Here is a 17,141-nt window from a genome sequence, read left to right as displayed (position 1 = left end):
AAGTTGTTAGTTTTTACACTAACAACTTTTTCTTCTTTAACTATATACATATAAATCAAATTGAATATAAAGTCATCAGCCTCTTACTTGCCCATCTCCATATACAAAATACTTACTCGAAGTCATTGCTTGTAACCCCATTGGTCCTCTTGCATGAAGCTTTTGAGTGCTAATGCCTATTTCCGCACCATAACCGAATTCAAAGCCGTCTGTGAAGCGCGTAGAGGCATTATGATAAACCGCTGCAGCATCAACACCGTTTAAGAATAGCGCTGCTGCAATCACATCTTCTGTTATGATAGCTTCAGAATGATTTGTCCCATATATATTAATATGTTCGATTGCTTCAACTACTTCTGACACGACTTTTACACTAACTGTTAATGCCAAATATTCTGTTGCCCAGTCGTCTTCTGTAGCAAGCTTTGCACCTGAATATGCATTACAAACAGTGGCATCTCCAATAATCTCAACATCATGTGCTGCTAACACTTCTAATAACGCAACACCATGCTCTGCAAACCATTTTTCATGGATTAATACACTTTCTGTTGCATTACATACAGATGGACGATGTGTTTTTCCGTTAATGACAATACTTGTTGCCATCTCAAGTTTTGCAGATTCATCTATATAGATATGACAATTTCCTGCTCCCGTTTCTAAAACAGGAACTGTCGCTTCACTTACAACCGTATCGATTAATGCTTTTCCACCGCGTGGAATCAGTACATCTAGATATTCTTTTAGATGGAATAATTCCTTTGCCGTTTTACGATTTGTATCTTCGATTAACTGCACTGCATCTACTGGTAATGTAGTCTCTTCTAGTGCCTTATGTATCGATGCGACTAGTGCGATATTCGAAAATTTTGCAGATGAACTGCCACGTAAAATCACAGCATTTCCAGTTTTCAATGATAGAGTTGCTGCATCTACTGTCACATTTGGTCTTGCTTCATAAATCATGCCAATCACACCAAGTGGCACTCGTTTTTTCTCAATATGCAAACCATTTTCTTTCTGAATATCCTCTAATACTTCACCAACTGGATCATTTAACTTTACTAATAATAGAATAGCATCTGACATATCTTGAATACGTTTTTCATTTAAGAATATGCGGTCTAAAACAGATTCTGAAAGACATTTTTCTCTACCGGCTTCAATATCCTTATTGTTTTCTTCAATTATCGTTTCTTTGTCTATCAGTAGTCGTTCTGCAATTTTTTGTAATGCTTCATTTTTCTCTTGCGTTGTTTTACTGTTCATATAATAACTTGCTATTTTCGCTAACTTACCTTTTGTTTTTACTTCGCTCATTGTGTTACCTCCACTTAGTTATGCTTTTACCCACTTATCACGGTGAATGACTTCAATATTAGATACGATTAGTTCGTTTGTTCGTTTCCCCATCGCTTGTTTTAGTTCATTTGCAGAATAGAGTATTTCTCCTCTACCAAGTACGCCATTTTTACCGTACACTTCAACAACATCGCCTCTTTGGAAATCACCTTCCATTTTATAGACACCTGCAGGAAGTAAACTGCTCCCTTTCGAAACAAGCGCTTGCTCCGCACCTTCGTCCACAAAGACTTTACCAGAAACTGCTGAGAATAATGAAATCCATTGCTTATTGTTATTTAATACAGGTAGTTCGTCTTTCTCTATATACGTCCCGTCCCCTGTACCTTCCAATACATGCAATAATTTTCGATTACCTTTACCGTTACCGATAAATACCTTCACGCCAAGTTCATACGCCGTTTTCGCTGCCATTAATTTTGATTCCATGCCACCGGTACCTACTTTTGAACCTGTGCCACTTGTAAATGACAACATTTCTTCCGTTACTTCAGTTAAAAAATCAATGCGTTTTGCATCAGGATTTTTAAATGGATTAGCATCATACAAACCATTGATGTCTGTTAAGATAATTAACTGATCAGCATGTACCAATCCGCTTACTAGCGCAGAAAGCATATCATTGTCACCGAAAGTAAGTTCTTTTACTGACACCGTATCGTTTTCATTGATGATTGGTAATACGGAACGATCCAATAATTCTGACAATGTAGAATAAGCGTTTTTATAGCGATGCTTGCTTGAGAAATCCGTTCTAGTTAATAAAATCTGTGCTGTCACAATACCGTGTTTGCTTAATTGTTCTGTATATGATTGTACTAATAAGCTTTGGCCTACTGCTGCAGCTGCTTGTTTTCCTTTTAAAGTAACAGGTCTTGAAGAGTAGCCTAGTTTACGGAAACCACATGCCACAGCACCGGATGATACTAATACCACTTCATGACCTGCTTGACGTAGTGTAGCAATTGCATTTATATGATCTTGAAACTTTACTTGATCTATTTCACCCTTCGCATTCGTCAAAGAGCTACTACCTATTTTCACAACAATTCGTTTTTTATCCATCTTTATTACCTCCAATACAACATAAAAAACCCTTTTCGCCCTCGAATATCAAGGACGAAAAGGGTTACTTCTCGTGGTACCACCTTAGTTGAATGCATTAAATGCATCCCACTCAACCTCATAACGCTTGAGACTGCGCCTATGTTTGCATAGGAGCTAAGAAGTAGGTTCCGCGTGTTTGCTGTTACGATGCCTTGCAGCCGGTGAACATCGCTCTCTTATACAGTAAGATCACACATACTAGTCTTCTTTTCGCTAAATATTTAATTATAAGCATGCATCAGATTCTTTTAACTGTCAATAATCATTTCGTGAATAAAGAAATAATACTTAATTTCACTTGTATTTGTAATACTTCTTACTCTTTTGCACCTTAGAATAATTCAAGTAAAAACGACTACCATTTCATACATTGATAGTCGTTTCTTGTTAGGTAGTTGGTAAAATCGTTACATCTTAGACCTGCTCACAGCATCTTTTATGGAAAATGCTGATGTAATAATAGCAATCACAATAGTACCTAAAACAAGCAGTAAAACAAATTTGTCCTCCTGCATATCGATATAATTCAATAAGTACTTTGTAAACTCTGGTTCAATAATATTTGGTCGCGTAATGATTATGATAAATACTGCAGTTGAAATGAGCTCATAAAACGTTTGGAAGATAACAACTTTTTTTGTCCATTGTCCTTGGATTCGTTTATAGAGAGCTAATGCAATACCAAAGATAGCAATAATCAGAATCAGAACCCAAAAATCATTTAAAATTTGTTGATTAAATGTTGGGTATTTAAAAATGAGATCATCTTCTCTATTCCTATACACCCCAATTAAATGCTCCGCATTAAAGTAAATTGAAACCCAAATAGCGGTCCATACTAAACTACCAAAAAAGGCATGCTTTGAAATAGATTTATGCTTAGTATTTAGTTGCACTTTGTTTAAATCATTAAGTGTCCATTTTTGAAGACCAGTCACAAGTTCCTCTTTTGGCTCTTTGGCAAATCTTTCGACCAACGCAAAGCTTAGCGTTAACCAAAAGAATACTTGAATCGCAACTTCTAGCATCATACCAATACCCTTACCAACAAGAGTGAGGACAACCATTAATAATGCTTCATCCCCCTCATAACTAGAAGCAAAATCTATAACAAATGCAATAAGAGCAATAGTCATTGCAATCGGAACTATCGTTTTTAAAAGAGATATATAGGATTGATAATATAAAGGACCAATTAAATACATGGGTTTTTCCTGATAGGTTTTTGCAAGAACAGCTGGATCACCTAATTTTACAAGCGCCTCTTTGACGTCTTCTTCCGTAAAATCAGATGGCAACATTTCTTCAATAGTTGCCTTCAATTCAAGAGCAATAGCTGCTCGATCTTTTTGTGACAACCTTCGAGTTACTTCATGGATATATTTATCAATTAATTCCATTGGCATCATCCCCTTTGTAAACCTTATATTGATGCATTTTAAACCCCTCATCACTTTACCACTTAATTACATATACTTCATAAATCAGCCAAATGTATTATATGCAGCTCACTCATTTTTATATACAGTCAAATAAAAAAACGACTATCTATTTGATAAGTTAGTCGTTACTTAATCAGAACAATTTGCATTAATCAACTGTTTTTATGTAAAAATCATTTCTAGAATTGGACAAGGGGCACCCTCAGCATGAGAGTACCCCTTAATTTATAATTAGCTAATTTTAATAAAACTCAAATTTCAACCCGATCATCCGGGGAATATTTACTCAAAAGCCTATAGCTTTCTGTACCGCGGTAAAATTCCACTGGTTAGCTTTCTAACCTAAGCAACGCAAACCCTACCTTCTTTTGCGTCCTTGTGACCCCAAAGTCACTCCAGTGTGAATAAGTATCTACAAAAACATTTAGTAGAATGCCAACATTTATAAACTAGCTAATCAGCATAAATAGAAGTATCTCACGAATAACTTATTTTGTCAATAGAGTTGCTTCTCTACTTTCTGAAGCTACATACATTTGAGTAAAAAATTCTTAAATTTTCACTATAAATTATAACGCAATTCAACTATGTATCAAGCTCTACCACTATGCTATTAATTAGAGCGATCAGTTCTTGCTTCGTATTTTCGTCTTTAATGGTAGCATTAGCATTAAATTTAGTACCGACAGATGGCACTAGCATCAACCCTTTTTTAACAACAACGGTATCGAGCATACCTAGTGTAAGAAGTAATGATTCATGCGCTTTATCTCCACCTTCAATTGAAGGAGAAGCCGTTATTATAGCCACTGGTTTTTTATAAAGTTCTGCAGATGAGACTAGCCATTCTAGCGCATTTTTTAATACTCCTGGGACACCTTTTGCATACTCAGGCGTACAGATGATAAGCGCATTAGCTTCACTCATAGTCTTCCTGAATTCCGTAACAACTGCTGGTGGTTCCGTTCGATCTATATCTGGATTGAAATGGGGAAGGTCTTTTATTCCTTCATAAATTGAGTACTCAATTTATGAAGGAATAAAAGCAGCTATAGTTTTTAATATATTCGTATTGGATGAACCTTCTCGAATACTTCCAGAAATAGCTATTATCTTTTTGTTGTTAATCATACTATCACCTCTATAAATAGAGTACCTGTTCAAATACAATAGAATCAAAGATTTTGAACTATTTTGAGAATACAGCGTTCTCCTAATCCATTTGTTCTTTTATAAAATCAGCATCAGCCTGACTTATAATTTTGTATTCAATATCTTCCCAACTCTCTCCAGAACGGATACCGATTATAGCCCCATTATTGGTAAACCATACTTTTGAATCAATTAACCCAGTGGATTGCTTTGGACTATTCATTTCAATGAATAAATCTGGATGATCCTTATTAATATCAACTTTTTCAACAGGTTTACTCTGCAAATATATCATTATAAAATTATCTATGACTCCTTGATTTTGTGCATCTGTGATCACTTTTTCATTATCGATTTGTCCATTATTTTTATTGCTTTCAACGCCTATTTTAACTACCCTCGTTACTGTTTCAGTGGTAATTTTACTTGTTAAATATCCTGCTGAAAATAATATCAAAGCAAATATACTTAATAATAGGATTCTTTTTTTGTTCACTTAATCCCTCCTTATATGAATGTGTAATAATCAATTTACTTATATTAAATAGAATTCTAAATAATTCACATTTATTTTATATTAACTTATACTGCAAAATAGACCTATCCATTTACGTGAATAGGCCCTTGATTTTTCTTATTGTTGTCGTAAGTTCGAAAATTAACTTGATTTATAGTTTTTCTTTTAATTCCTCTATTTGTTCAATATGTCTTTTTTCGTGGTACCCGATAAATGGAACCCACTGATCTAGACTCATTAATCCGAATATTGGCTGCGGGTAGGCTTTCTCTTTAAGTTGATTCTTGTCGCTGCTTGAGACAACTTGAAGAAGAGTATTACGTGATTCCTTCAGTTTATCTTTCATCTCTTCTAGTGTGATAAATTTTGCCTCTGGATCTGCAAATGAAGGTGCTTCTATCTTTGTAGTACGGTCAACTGTTAACTCAATTGGCTTGGCTTTAACAGACTGCTTCTCACCTTTTTTCAAAGTATATAGAATTGCTTTTGCTACTCCATCTTCAATTATATGAAGATGATGAAGTACCTGCATTATAGTCCAACGACCTTCTTCAACTTCCTTATTTAATTGCTCGTCCGAGAGATTGCTTACAGTATTCAATAATTCATCTCTTATGCTTTTGTTTTGTTCTAAGTACTGTTCCATCTTATATCCCTCCAATACCATATTAGTAGTATATTTATGCGAATATTAAATTCTAAATAATAGGCTTTTATTCTCAAATGAATGTAGATATTCTATATTCGTAGAGATAAGCTGTTCTATATAAAATATTCCCTAAACTCACACTATAGAAACCTACTTTTTACAGAAGATCTTTCATTCTTTTTAAAGTATAAATGAAATACTCCCAGTTATTGATAGTTGAAGGTATACTGATATGCTCATCTGGCGTATGCACTAGAAATATATCTGGACCAATGGAAATAGCATCTAAACCCGGAATCTTCTCGATAAATACACCACACTCAATCCCAGCATGTACAGCAATTACTTCCATCTCTTTACCGTACTTTTCTTTATACGTTGCTTCAAATAATTTTTTCGCCTTTGAATCAGGGTTATAAGGCCATTCAGGATAATCAGAGTCAATAAGTACTTCACATTCAAGCATTTCTGCAATCGTTCTTACTTGAGTGACCAAATTGGATTTTACACTTTTAACGGAACTTCTGATTTCACTTTCAAAGGTAATAGATGTATCAGTTGTCGTCACAACCCCTAAATTTGTGGAACTTTCAACTAACCCCTCTATGGCCATACTCATACCTTGAACACCATGTGGAGTTAACAGTAATGATGTAATAGCTTTATGCTTCGTTTCGTTGTCGAATACATTTGTAGAGCTGATGTCTCTTTTTTCAAAGACAATCGATAAGTTAGGATCTGAAAACTGTAGTTCGTTTTTCAAAATATCATTGTATATCTCAATTTTCTCTTGTATCTGCTCAACATCTTCCTGTTGAATGAAGACAATTGCTTCTGCTTCTCTTGGAATAGCATTAGGCTTTAATCCACCATTAATCAGTTGTATGGAATATTGAAATTCCGATGATAGTTCATGTAATACTCTACCTAATAATTTATTAGAATTGCCTCTCTCCTTATTGATAGAGATACCAGAGTGTCCTCCTTTTAAACCTTTAATACGAATGCAGTAAGCTACTTCATAGTCCGAAGCATTCTCCCATTTAATCGGTAGTACTTGCGTAACATGTACGCCCCCTGCACTGCTGACAAGTAATTTACCATCTTCTTCTGAGTCAATATTAATCAGTATTTCACCTTTGAAATGGGCAGCATCTACAGCAAGAGCACCATTCATCGTTGTCTCTTCTTCAGTTGTAATGACCACTTCTAGAGAAGGGTGTGGGATATCCTCTGCATCTAATAACGCTAACGCATATGCAACTGCGATTCCGTTGTCTGCTCCTAAAGTCGTATCCGTTGCATAGAGCATGTCCCCTTCTATTCTTAATTGAAGTGGATCCTTTTCAAAATCATGAATGGTATCTTGATTTTTCTCGCAAACCATATCCATATGCCCTTGAATAATGACCGTCGGAACATTTTCATATCCAGTAGTAGCATCTTTTTTAATGATGACATTTAATACCGAATCCTGTACAACTTCAAGATTGCGCTCTTCTGCAAAGCGAACTAAATAATCACTAATCGCCTTCTCATTTCCTGAACCTCTTGGAATTTTGGATATCTCTGCAAAATAATGAAATACTTTATGACTTGTAAGTTCTTCTAGATTACTATACATATGATTCACCTTCTCTTTAGCAATATTTGAAATGTTTAGTATTATTATAGCTCAACCTTTAGACAAGATGTTGTCCCCAGTATTAATTGTCAGAATATATATGCAGCTTTAGAATATAGATTAATCATTTTTTATACTTCTTATTAACATAAAAACAATTTTTACTTCTATAAGAAATTTGGCCAGCATTTATTGTGAATACTTGAATTACTGTGAATGATGCTTCGTTAAATGTAAAAAAACAACCATGCTGGCAATTTTTTTTAGTTTTCCAGGTTGACCGATTAGTATTTGTGCAAGAACAACATATTTATTCCGATATCCTAGAGTAATAGTATTGCCATGAGTATCTCTTTTCAAATCTTCAATGATTACTGCTTATGTTTAACCAACATCACCGTGTTTTGCTTCAAGGCTTCTGCCTTTTTAATTCTTATTTAACCATTCAAAAGCTTGAACTACTGCATTGGCAATTTCTATATCTTGTGCACTACTGCCTCCACTAATCCCGATACCGCCAACAATTTTCCCTTCACTAACTAAAGGAATTCCTCCTCCAAGAATGACGATATGACCGTTATTTGTTGTATTTATACCAAATGAAGGACTACCTGGAAGAGCTGCTTGAGATAAATTCGCAGTCGGCATCTGCATACTTACACTAGTCCAAGCCTTGTCTTTAGAGATTTCAATACCTGCGATTCTCGCATTATCCATTCGAAGAAAAGCAATCAAATGAGCGCCATCATCTACAATGGCAATATTACTAGAGAGCCCCATTTGATAGGATTTTTGTTCTGCAACACTCAATAATCGTTTTGCTGTTTCAAGAGTAAGTTTAGCCAAAATTCCACCTCTTTCTTATATGCCCATAGCATATGGCAATGCGATGGAAATGGTGTAAACTTAAACAAATAAGTTTCAGTGTTCTAGACCATTCCTATTTGATATTTGATGTCACATTTAATTTTTCTATCCAATTTTCAGCTTACGATCCATCTACTTTTTGATATAAAAAACCCTCTTAGATAAATATAACCTGAGGAGTATAACGTTGCGACTTTATTTCACGGCTTCTTTAATAGTAAGAGTGTCCGAATTAATATTCTAATTATTCAAACAACAACTTGTAATTGTATTTAATTCCCATTAATCTTATGTTAAGACTTTTTAGAAATGGGGATGGTTATATTTTATGAAAAAAGCACTCCTCACCATCATTATCTTTATTGTATTAGTGGCTGGATCATATGGTATTTATCAATACAATATGTATAAGGAAAAACTAATAACGGATGTTCTAACACACTTGGAGGATAGTGAGGTTCGCTCTATAGATGTAACAAAAATGAACAAATTAAAATTCGGAAAAAGCTATACTTTAAATAATGATAATACAGTGATTTTAAAATCACTTAAGAATGTAAAGCTACGTCTGACAAACGATGATTACGATATGTTTAATTGTGACTATATAATATCTATCTATACAGGCATAGACAGAATTACTATATTTTCGTTTGTTGATGAAAAAGAGATGGTTATCCTTAACGATGCTGAAAGTTGGAGTAGAAGACATTATAAAGCCAACAATAGTAACTTTTTTGATGTTGTAGAAACACTATTAACTAAAGAAAATGAAGATGTGCAAAAATAAAAAAGGGTGATCCAAAAAGTCAATTTCTCGACTATTGGATACCCCTTTTACAAATTCAATTATGATGAATTGTCTAATTTGTTAAATCAATCGATTTTATCCTTTTAGAACAACCAAGCTATCTCCTATTTCGCACGTTTTATGAAAAGCGAAACAACTATAGCAAGTAATACAATGATAAACCCTAAAGTAAATGCAGAATCAAAACCTGCTGTTAAAGCAGATAGAATTTCCGTTGGGTCATTTGGATTTTCTGATTGTGTTAAATAATCCTTTTGTCCAGATGACATTTTACTAATGAATAGTGCCGTTCCAATGGCTCCTGCTACTTGCTGTAACGTACTAAAGATTGCTGTCCCATGAGGATACAATTCTTTAGGTAATTGATTTAAGCCATGTGTTTGTGTTGGCATCATGACAAGTGAGATACCAATTAACAGCATACAATGGATCGTAATAATATATCCAGTTGTCGTTGTAACATCAATTCCGATAAACATCCACATTGCAACAGCTACTAACACAATTCCTGGAATGATTATAGTACGAGGACCATATTTGTCAAAAAGCTTCCCAGTAATTGGGGCCATAATACCATTTAACACACTACCTGGTAACATGATTAAACCAGATTTAAAAGCTGATACTAAAAGTACACCTTGTAAAAACATTGGAAGTAATGTCATTGTTGAGAACATCGCCATCATGACGATAACAATTAATACGACTGTAATTGAAAACATTGGATACTTAAATGTACGTAAATCAAGTATTGGGTCCTTGATCTTTAATTGTCTTATAATGAACCAGATTAATGAAGCAACTCCGATTATTAAAGTGCCATAAACTTCTGGATTGTCCCATCCTAGCTCTCCCGACTTACTAAAGCTATAGACAAATCCACCAAACCCGATTGTTGATAAAATTATAGATAAGATATCTACAGCTGGTTTAGTTATTTCCGAAACATTCTTTAAATACCTCGCTCCAACAATAATTGATATTAGAGCAAGTGGGATTACGATGTAGAATAACCAGCGCCAATCAAGAGTATCAATAATCACCCCTGAAAGAGTCGGCCCAATAGCTGGTGCAAACATAATAACTAGGCCGATTAAACCCATTGCACCACCACGTTCTTCCGGTGGGAAGATGATTAAAATGGTATTCATCATAATCGGTAGGATTAAACCTGTTCCGAATGCTTGTATAATACGCCCTACAAGTAAAATGCTAAATACAGGTGAGAAGGCCGCAATAATTGTACCTACTAGAAATAAGATCATCGCAGATAAAAACAATTGTCTAGTTGTAAACCATTGTTGTAACAATGCGGTAACAGGTACTAGCACCCCTACGACTAACATATATGCGGTAGTTAACCACTGTATAGTAGTAGGTGTTACACTAAATTCACGCATCAATTCTGGCAAAGCATTACTTAATAGTGTTTCATTTAAAATAGAAACAAAAGCACCAATAATCAAAGCAATGATAATCGGTCCTTTTTTTATGTTCGATAAATCGAATGAATTATTTGGTGATACTTGGTTCGTCGTGTTCACTTTTATTTCCTCTTCCCTAAAAATTTGCTACACTTGTAGGATAAAGCTACAAATGTCTACTAAATAATATACACATATAATTTTAATGTTGAAAGAATCAAATTTAGTTAAGTATCTATATAAACTACAAAACAAGGAGAATGTAGATGAATTTTAATGACAAAAAGGTTGATCTTAGGGTTAGAAGAACATATAAACTACTGTGGGAGGCACTCGAAGAATTACTTTCACAACCTGGACAAGAGTTTAATTCAATTACAGTCAATCAAATTTGCGATAAGGCAATGGTTCACCGAACTACTTTTTATAAACATTTTGAGGATAAATACGATTTGTTGTATTTTGGAATTGAACAATTTAACGAAAAATATGTGAAGGTCAGCTTAGAAGAACGTGTTTTAAAACCTTTCCAATCATTTGAGATGGTTCCAAACTTAGAGTTATTTGATAACATCATACAATCAAATAAAAATGATGAAATATTCAATAACTACATGAATTATCGTAATAAAGAAACACTGAAGTACGATTTTCTAGAGTTAAATAACCGCGGGGAGAATTTCTCGGTACCAATTGAAATCATTGTGGAATTTTATTCAGGAGCACTCTCTTCACTAAGTGCATGGTGGATTCAAAATGGACGTAAGATTCCTGCAAAACAAATGGATCAATATTTTCATGAAATGATTAATAAAGAATTTTTCTCTAGTTCAAAATAGATGTTTCTAATTGTAGCTTCTCCTATCCTACTTTACTTCAGTAACATTGTTTGAACAGCCATAATGACAGTTCAAACAATGTGATAGGCTTCATTTATAAAGTAGGCTACTCTTCATGAACCGTCACTATTACTCCGTCCACATTATTACCTGATATGTCATAATATTTATTCACAGGGACATCAATTGTCCTACTCTTTGAAATTTCATAATAAGAAACCATATAATCTTTCCCTTCAGCATTAATGGAAATCTCCTTATTCTCTTTCAAGAAATCTAAGTATTCTTCTAAAGTCAGTTTCTTTTTATGCATTATAGCACTATGAGGTAATCCGACATAACGTATATGCCAAGGTTCATATTGAATTCCTGTAATGTTCGTTTTATTTTTCGGATAGCGTAGAACAAAGCCGTACTTCCATACCTCTTGTTCAATCCATTTTCCTTCTGGAGCTTTCTCCATTTTCATTTGAGTAGACCCTACATCGAGTGATAAACCTAAATTATGTTCGCTATATCCTGCTGGCAATGCATAATTAGAGCCCATTTTTTGATATAGCTCACTTTGCTCATCAAAATCTCGATAGCTACTACTAATCAAAAAATGACTAACACCATCTTTTTCTGCTGCGTCTACTACCTTCAAAAATTTATATACAATTTCCTTTGATAGGCGAAGATTTCTATCAAGTATTACAAAGCCACTTACTAACTCTTTATTTTGAAATAAATTTATAATATCAGATTTTATGCTATCTTTTTGAACCGGGTAATCTTTATTAACTAATAATAGATCACCTTTATAAATTTGCTCTTTTGTAATTTCTTTCTTTTCAGTATTCGTAGAAGTTACCTTATCATCCTTTTCCACACTCTTAACCTCTATGCCATTTTGAGATAATGGTGCCATATAAATACTAACAAATACTGTGCACAATATAAGTGAAAAAAATACCCACTTTTTCATTTCTAATTTCCTCCTTACCCTTACTTAAGTATAGGATAATAAAAACTTTTTAAATAAAAAGTGGGGTAAACTTAAAATTTTTATTAAATTTTCAAATGGAATTCAGCACCATCGTCTGCTGGTAATCTTACTTCAAATATTGTTCGGATTAAATTACTTTCAGCAGAAATAGTTCCGTTATGTTGTTCTACAATATTTTTCGCAATGAATAAGCCTAGCCCTGTACTTTCTTGATTATGGGTTCTTGATTTATCACCCGTATAAAACATATCGAAAAGATACGGCAACTCTTCCTCTGGAATACTATCTCCATAATTAATAATTTGTACGACAACTTCTCCATTATCAATATGTCCATTTAATTCAACAAACTGTCCATCATAGCCGTAACGAATTGCATTGGTTAATAGATTTTCAAATACTCTTGCCAACAATTTACCGTCTCCATAAATCTTTAAATGAGGAGCAATATTCATTCTAGCTACTAAATCATTCTTCTCTAACAAAGGATATAATTCTTCATCTAACTGTATAAGTAATTCACTTATATCAATCGACCTTTTCTCAAGCTTTAGCATGCCATATTGCATTCTTGTTATTTCAAATAGCTCATCGATTAGACCTTCTAATCGTTGAGATTTCGTAAATGCTATAGTCGAGAAATGTTTAATTTGCTCTTTTGTTAAATTTTCATCTTTAAGAATTAAATCAAGATAGCCTAAAACAGATGTTAATGGAGTTCTTAAATCATGAGCCAAATTTAAAACTAACTGATCTTTACTGTTTTCTGCAAAATCTCCTCTTTCAACAGCTTCTTTTAACTTTTCACTTGCTAAATTGATTTCGTGTGCGATATCACTAAACTCATCATTTGAAGCAACATGAACTCGATTTGTAAAATCACCGTTAGCAAGATAATGAATTCCATTAGAAATTTCATTAAAGTACTTTGAATATGGTCTAGTAAGAAAAAAGAAAAACAAAATAGATAGAGGGATAAATATAATTAAAAAGAAATTAATATCTCCAATATTTCTAATCGTTGATCGAAGTTGAGCTAAAGAATCCCCATAACGAGCGTTAGTTTTATAATAGAGCTGAAGCCCTTTGTAGATTAAATACGTAATGCCACCAGCTAATATCATGCTTAAAACAAATAGTGCAATCATTTTTGAGCGAAAGCTTCTTACCATTTTAGCCATTGAATGTATAACCAACTCCCCAAACGGTTTTGATTAATTTATTTTTCCTCTTATCTTCTCCAAGTTTTTTCCGTAAGGTACGAATATGTACCATAACTGTATTTCCGCCTTCATAATACTCCTCGTCCCACACTTGTTGAAAGATATTTTCCACACTATATACTTTCTTCGGATGGCTCGCTAATAAATATAAAATATCAAACTCTTTTGGAGTTAATTCAATATGTTCATCGTTAACAATAACTTTTCTTTGCTCAGGATAAATAACCACTCCACCAATTTCCAAAACATAATTATTTTCATCCTTTTGCGGTTGATTCAACAGGAAAAATCGTCGCAATTGAGCATTTACACGTGCAACTAATTCAATCGGAGTGAAAGGTTTCGTCATATAATCATCTGCTCCTATTACTAGCCCTGTCACCTTATCGAAATCAGACGTTTTCGCACTCAAGAAAATAATAGGCATATGATATTGCCCTCGAATTTGACGCGTAACTTCATAACCGTCCATTTTTGGCATCATAATATCTAAAATCACCAAATCAATTGTTTGAGATTCGATAACACGAATAACTTCTTCCCCATCAGCTACTTTAACTACATGGTAGCCTTCTTTTTCTAAATGTATCCCAATTAAATCAGCAATTTCTGCCTCATCGTCAGCTACCAAAATTGATACTCGCTTCATTTTATTACACCTCTATCTCATTTCAATTCCATACTACTTACTCTCTAAATTTTATTTATAAAGAGATTCTAGATTAAGTTGATTTGGAGACATTAGAAATCACGCAAATAACTAGAGAAATTGGGTTTGTCTGGTCTCATATTTTTTCCAACAATATGGGAACTACCACAAGTTACATTTTAGTACTAAAACTAAAACTCAAACACAATCTTACCTTCTACTAGCTTCAACTTTGCACTAAATATCGAACCTTTCTTCGATTTAAACCCTTTCATTTCCTTTGTCACACCGTATTGACAAAGATCTGACACCTGCTTTGGTGATAGTTTTTTACCTGCCACTGTTTTAGATACAGTAAATTTACAGCCTGCTTTATAATTCGAGCAACCATAAAAACTTTTACGTGATAACATCTGTCCTTTTTTACAAATCGGGCAAAGTCCAAGTGGCTCATTGGAAGCACTACTTTCAGCGGCTGCTTGAATATCCGTTTTCTCTACCATTTTTGGAGTTACTTCTATTAAATGATTTAAAAACTTGCAGACATTTTGAATGAAAGCTTCTTTTGAACCTGTACCATTACCAATTTTCCGCAAATACGTCTCCCATTTTGCGGTCATTGTAGGACTTGATAGTAGAGATCCTTCAATTGTCTGGCATAATACGCGTCCTTTATCTGTTATTGACACGATATTTTTGGTCACCTCTATATAACCATGACGTTTTATCGTTTCAATAATGCCTGAACGTGTTGCTTCAGTACCGAGCCCTTCCACTTCCTTCAAAATATCGCTAGCACTCTCATCATCCACGAGCTTTCCACAAGTTTTCATCATTTGCACAAGCTGTCCTTCCGAATAAGGCTTCGGAGGCTGGGTTGTCCCCTCATGAATAGCAACTTTTGACTCTACTACCTCATTCGCATTTACTGGAGGTAATAATGGTTCTTCATCCTTTTTCTTTGTTGGTTCACTCCCACTCCATAGTGTTTTAAATCCTGGATCTAGCTCCACTTTGCCAACTGTTTTAAAATCGATTGCCTTCACATTTGTCATGATTGTCGTTTCTTCATATACATGATCTCTATGGAACATCGCCAGTGCACTCTTCACGATTTCAAAGTAAATATTTCGCTCCATTGGTGATAAGCCTTGTACTTTTGCTGCTGTTGGAATTGTTTTTGTTGGTATGATGGCATAGTGCTCTTCTACTTGTGCATTATCTACATAACGTTTTTGAGGACGTGCGGTTGCAATCTCAAATGGTTTATCAACGATTTTCTGATAATCCGCTACTCTGTCAGCCAGATAACTAAATTCGGCTTCGGTAATATACTGACAATCTGATCTTGGATAAGAGACTAGCTTTTTCTCATACAAACCTTGCACAACTTCCAACACTTTTGCTGGGCTGTATTTCCATATTTTATTGGCTTTAGCTTGTAATGTAGAAAGTGCATGTAACTTCGGAGGTTTAACATGCTTCCGTGCTTTTTTGACATCTCTAATCACACCTGGCAGGATTTCACCTTCAGTAATACTAGCTTGATGAAGTATTTGCTCGACTTCTTCCCGCTTATCCTTCTTAATAGCCGCTTTCCCTTTATATGGCCCTTTTTCAGCTAAAAATTCAGCTGTTAGTTCATAGAAATTGGTCGGTTTAAAATGTTCGATTTCTTGTTGTCTTTGATAAATCATATAGACTGTTGGAGATTGCACACGACCAATCGACATTGTTTCATTCAGACCCTTTGCCTTTAGTAGCATCGTATATAAGCGGCTTGCATTCATCCCAACGAGCCAATCACTGATTTGACGTGCCTGCGCTTCATAATACAACAGTAGATCCTTGTCATTATTTCGCAAATTGGCGAACCCTTTGCGTATCTCATCTACCTCAAGCGAATTAATCCAAAGTCGCTGAACTGGCTTCTGACGTACACCCGTTTGACGATAGATGGAATAAAAAATATTAGAGCCTTCTCTGTCCACGTCACATGCGTTTATAAGAACATGCGCTTCTTTAAACAGTCGCTTCACTTCTTGAAACTGATCCCACTTGCCCTTTGCCACTCGGAATTCATAGTTATCCGGGATCATCGGCAATTGTGCCAGCGACCAGCGTTTCCATTCTGGCTTGTAATCTGCCGGTTGTTTTAATTCTACTAGATGCCCTATCCCCCATGTAATCGTAGCTCCATCTGGAAACGTCTGATTCGGGGCAATTTCTATGTAATGTTTTGTTTTCTTTGCTACTTGAAAAGCATCTGCATAGGCTTTCGCCTGCGATGGTTTTTCAGCTAAAATCACTGTAAGTCCCATACTAACACCTCTATTTATATCCTTACTCGTATCATACCGAAAATTTGTTCGGTTGGCTATTGGAGAACGAGAAAAACGCTCCAAAAGTGGGCTGACTTTTGAAACGTTGTTGAGGTTCTAACATACATTCTTTTAATTTTATCTTTCCTAATACCTCAGGACC

The 17,141-nt window shown here is 34.6% G+C and carries 14 protein-coding genes, 1 pseudogene and 1 other annotated feature; of the genes and pseudogenes, 2 read left to right on the top strand and 13 right to left on the bottom strand.

Going from position 1 to position 17,141, the window contains the following annotated elements; translation table 11 throughout:
* Nucleotides 1–75: 75 nt before the first annotated feature.
* From MHH85_RS07835 to MHH85_RS07800, 8 genes and pseudogenes are all read right to left on the bottom strand, one after another.
* A complete protein-coding gene (locus tag MHH85_RS07835) occupies nucleotides 76–1,323 on the bottom strand; it encodes a glutamate-5-semialdehyde dehydrogenase (protein WP_340706564.1) in 1,248 nt (415 codons plus the stop codon).
* An 18-nt stretch (nucleotides 1,324–1,341) separates the two neighbouring features.
* Entirely contained in the window at nucleotides 1,342–2,430 is a 1,089-nt protein-coding gene (gene proB / locus MHH85_RS07830; protein ID WP_340706563.1) for a glutamate 5-kinase, read from the bottom strand.
* A gap of 47 nt (nucleotides 2,431–2,477) precedes the next feature.
* Nucleotides 2,478–2,692, bottom strand: a binding site (T-box leader).
* A gap of 187 nt (nucleotides 2,693–2,879) precedes the next feature.
* Complete coding sequence (locus MHH85_RS07825; protein ID WP_340706562.1) at nucleotides 2,880–3,872, bottom strand: HAAS signaling domain-containing protein; 993 nt, start codon at nucleotides 3,870–3,872, stop codon at nucleotides 2,880–2,882.
* Between the two features lie 627 nt (nucleotides 3,873–4,499).
* Nucleotides 4,500–5,045, bottom strand: a pseudogene (locus tag MHH85_RS07820) (NADPH-dependent FMN reductase).
* An 82-nt stretch (nucleotides 5,046–5,127) separates the two neighbouring features.
* A complete protein-coding gene (locus MHH85_RS07815; protein ID WP_340706561.1) occupies nucleotides 5,128–5,562 on the bottom strand; it encodes a hypothetical protein in 435 nt (144 codons plus the stop codon).
* A gap of 172 nt (nucleotides 5,563–5,734) precedes the next feature.
* The gene (locus MHH85_RS07810; protein WP_193739892.1) at nucleotides 5,735–6,229 is read right to left on the bottom strand and encodes a DinB family protein; all 495 of its coding nucleotides are present in this window, start codon (nucleotides 6,227–6,229) and stop codon (nucleotides 5,735–5,737) included.
* 160 nt (nucleotides 6,230–6,389) lie between these two features.
* Nucleotides 6,390–7,856: an aminoacyl-histidine dipeptidase gene (locus tag MHH85_RS07805; RefSeq protein ID WP_340706560.1), complete on the bottom strand. Its 1,467-nt coding sequence runs from the start codon at nucleotides 7,854–7,856 to the stop codon at nucleotides 6,390–6,392.
* Between the two features lie 426 nt (nucleotides 7,857–8,282).
* Nucleotides 8,283–8,702 (bottom strand): ATP--cob(I)alamin adenosyltransferase, encoded by a 420-nt coding sequence (locus tag MHH85_RS07800; protein WP_038182290.1) that lies wholly within the window; start codon nucleotides 8,700–8,702, stop codon nucleotides 8,283–8,285.
* Nucleotides 8,703–9,051: 349 nt separating this feature from the next.
* On the opposite strand from MHH85_RS07800, the gene MHH85_RS07795 reads away from it, so the two are divergent.
* Nucleotides 9,052–9,513, top strand: coding sequence for a hypothetical protein (locus MHH85_RS07795; RefSeq protein WP_340706559.1), 462 nt, complete (start codon nucleotides 9,052–9,054; stop codon nucleotides 9,511–9,513).
* Nucleotides 9,514–9,638: 125 nt separating this feature from the next.
* Here MHH85_RS07795 and MHH85_RS07790 read toward each other — a convergent pair whose 3' ends face one another.
* The gene (locus MHH85_RS07790; protein ID WP_403979891.1) at nucleotides 9,639–11,027 is read right to left on the bottom strand and encodes a DHA2 family efflux MFS transporter permease subunit; all 1,389 of its coding nucleotides are present in this window, start codon (nucleotides 11,025–11,027) and stop codon (nucleotides 9,639–9,641) included.
* Between the two features lie 197 nt (nucleotides 11,028–11,224).
* Here MHH85_RS07790 and MHH85_RS07785 point away from each other — a divergent pair, with 197 nt between their 5' ends.
* On the top strand, nucleotides 11,225–11,797 hold the full coding sequence (locus MHH85_RS07785) for a TetR/AcrR family transcriptional regulator (RefSeq protein WP_340706557.1): 573 nt from the start codon (nucleotides 11,225–11,227) through the stop codon (nucleotides 11,795–11,797).
* A 106-nt stretch (nucleotides 11,798–11,903) separates the two neighbouring features.
* On the opposite strand, the gene vanY is transcribed toward MHH85_RS07785, so the two are convergent.
* From vanY to MHH85_RS07765, 4 genes are all read right to left on the bottom strand, one after another.
* Complete coding sequence (vanY, locus tag MHH85_RS07780) at nucleotides 11,904–12,764, bottom strand: VanY-A/VanY-F/VanY-M family D-Ala-D-Ala carboxypeptidase (RefSeq protein ID WP_340706556.1); 861 nt, start codon at nucleotides 12,762–12,764, stop codon at nucleotides 11,904–11,906.
* 83 nt (nucleotides 12,765–12,847) lie between these two features.
* Nucleotides 12,848–13,966 carry a HAMP domain-containing sensor histidine kinase gene (locus MHH85_RS07775; RefSeq protein ID WP_340706555.1) on the bottom strand — a complete coding sequence of 373 codons (1,119 nt, stop codon included), beginning with the start codon at nucleotides 13,964–13,966 and terminating at the stop codon, nucleotides 12,848–12,850.
* The gene (locus tag MHH85_RS07770) at nucleotides 13,959–14,657 is read right to left on the bottom strand and encodes a response regulator transcription factor (protein ID WP_340706554.1); all 699 of its coding nucleotides are present in this window, start codon (nucleotides 14,655–14,657) and stop codon (nucleotides 13,959–13,961) included. The genes MHH85_RS07775 and MHH85_RS07770 overlap by 8 nt, the downstream gene beginning before the upstream one ends.
* A 191-nt stretch (nucleotides 14,658–14,848) precedes the next feature.
* On the bottom strand, nucleotides 14,849–16,978 hold the full coding sequence (locus MHH85_RS07765) for a type IA DNA topoisomerase (protein ID WP_340706553.1): 2,130 nt from the start codon (nucleotides 16,976–16,978) through the stop codon (nucleotides 14,849–14,851).
* Nucleotides 16,979–17,141 lie beyond the last annotated feature (163 nt).

Origin of the sequence: Viridibacillus sp. FSL E2-0187, assembly GCF_038006425.1 — a bacterium.
In the GTDB taxonomy this organism is placed as follows: Bacteria; Bacillota; Bacilli; order Bacillales_A; family Planococcaceae; genus Viridibacillus; species Viridibacillus arvi.
Note: the sequence above shows the minus strand (reverse complement) of the source record. Positions and strands in the feature narration are given on the sequence as shown.

What these genes read in the sequence shown, in the direction of transcription:
- MHH85_RS07765 (WP_340706553.1), bottom strand. Translation starts at nt 16,978, where the DNA reads ATGGGACTTACAGTGATTTTAGCTGAAAAACCATCGCAGGCGAAAGCC.
- MHH85_RS07835 (WP_340706564.1), bottom strand. Translation starts at nt 1,323, where the DNA reads ATGAGCGAAGTAAAAACAAAAGGTAAGTTAGCGAAAATAGCAAGTTAT.
- MHH85_RS07825 (WP_340706562.1), bottom strand. Translation starts at nt 3,872, where the DNA reads ATGGAATTAATTGATAAATATATCCATGAAGTAACTCGAAGGTTGTCA.
- proB (WP_340706563.1), bottom strand. Translation starts at nt 2,430, where the DNA reads ATGGATAAAAAACGAATTGTTGTGAAAATAGGTAGTAGCTCTTTGACG.
- MHH85_RS07770 (WP_340706554.1), bottom strand. Translation starts at nt 14,657, where the DNA reads ATGAAGCGAGTATCAATTTTGGTAGCTGACGATGAGGCAGAAATTGCT.
- MHH85_RS07805 (WP_340706560.1), bottom strand. Translation starts at nt 7,856, where the DNA reads ATGTATAGTAATCTAGAAGAACTTACAAGTCATAAAGTATTTCATTAT.
- MHH85_RS07810 (WP_193739892.1), bottom strand. Translation starts at nt 6,229, where the DNA reads ATGGAACAGTACTTAGAACAAAACAAAAGCATAAGAGATGAATTATTG.
- MHH85_RS07775 (WP_340706555.1), bottom strand. Translation starts at nt 13,966, where the DNA reads ATGGCTAAAATGGTAAGAAGCTTTCGCTCAAAAATGATTGCACTATTT.
- vanY (WP_340706556.1), bottom strand. Translation starts at nt 12,764, where the DNA reads ATGAAAAAGTGGGTATTTTTTTCACTTATATTGTGCACAGTATTTGTT.
- MHH85_RS07795 (WP_340706559.1), top strand. Translation starts at nt 9,052, where the DNA reads ATGAAAAAAGCACTCCTCACCATCATTATCTTTATTGTATTAGTGGCT.
- MHH85_RS07785 (WP_340706557.1), top strand. Translation starts at nt 11,225, where the DNA reads ATGAATTTTAATGACAAAAAGGTTGATCTTAGGGTTAGAAGAACATAT.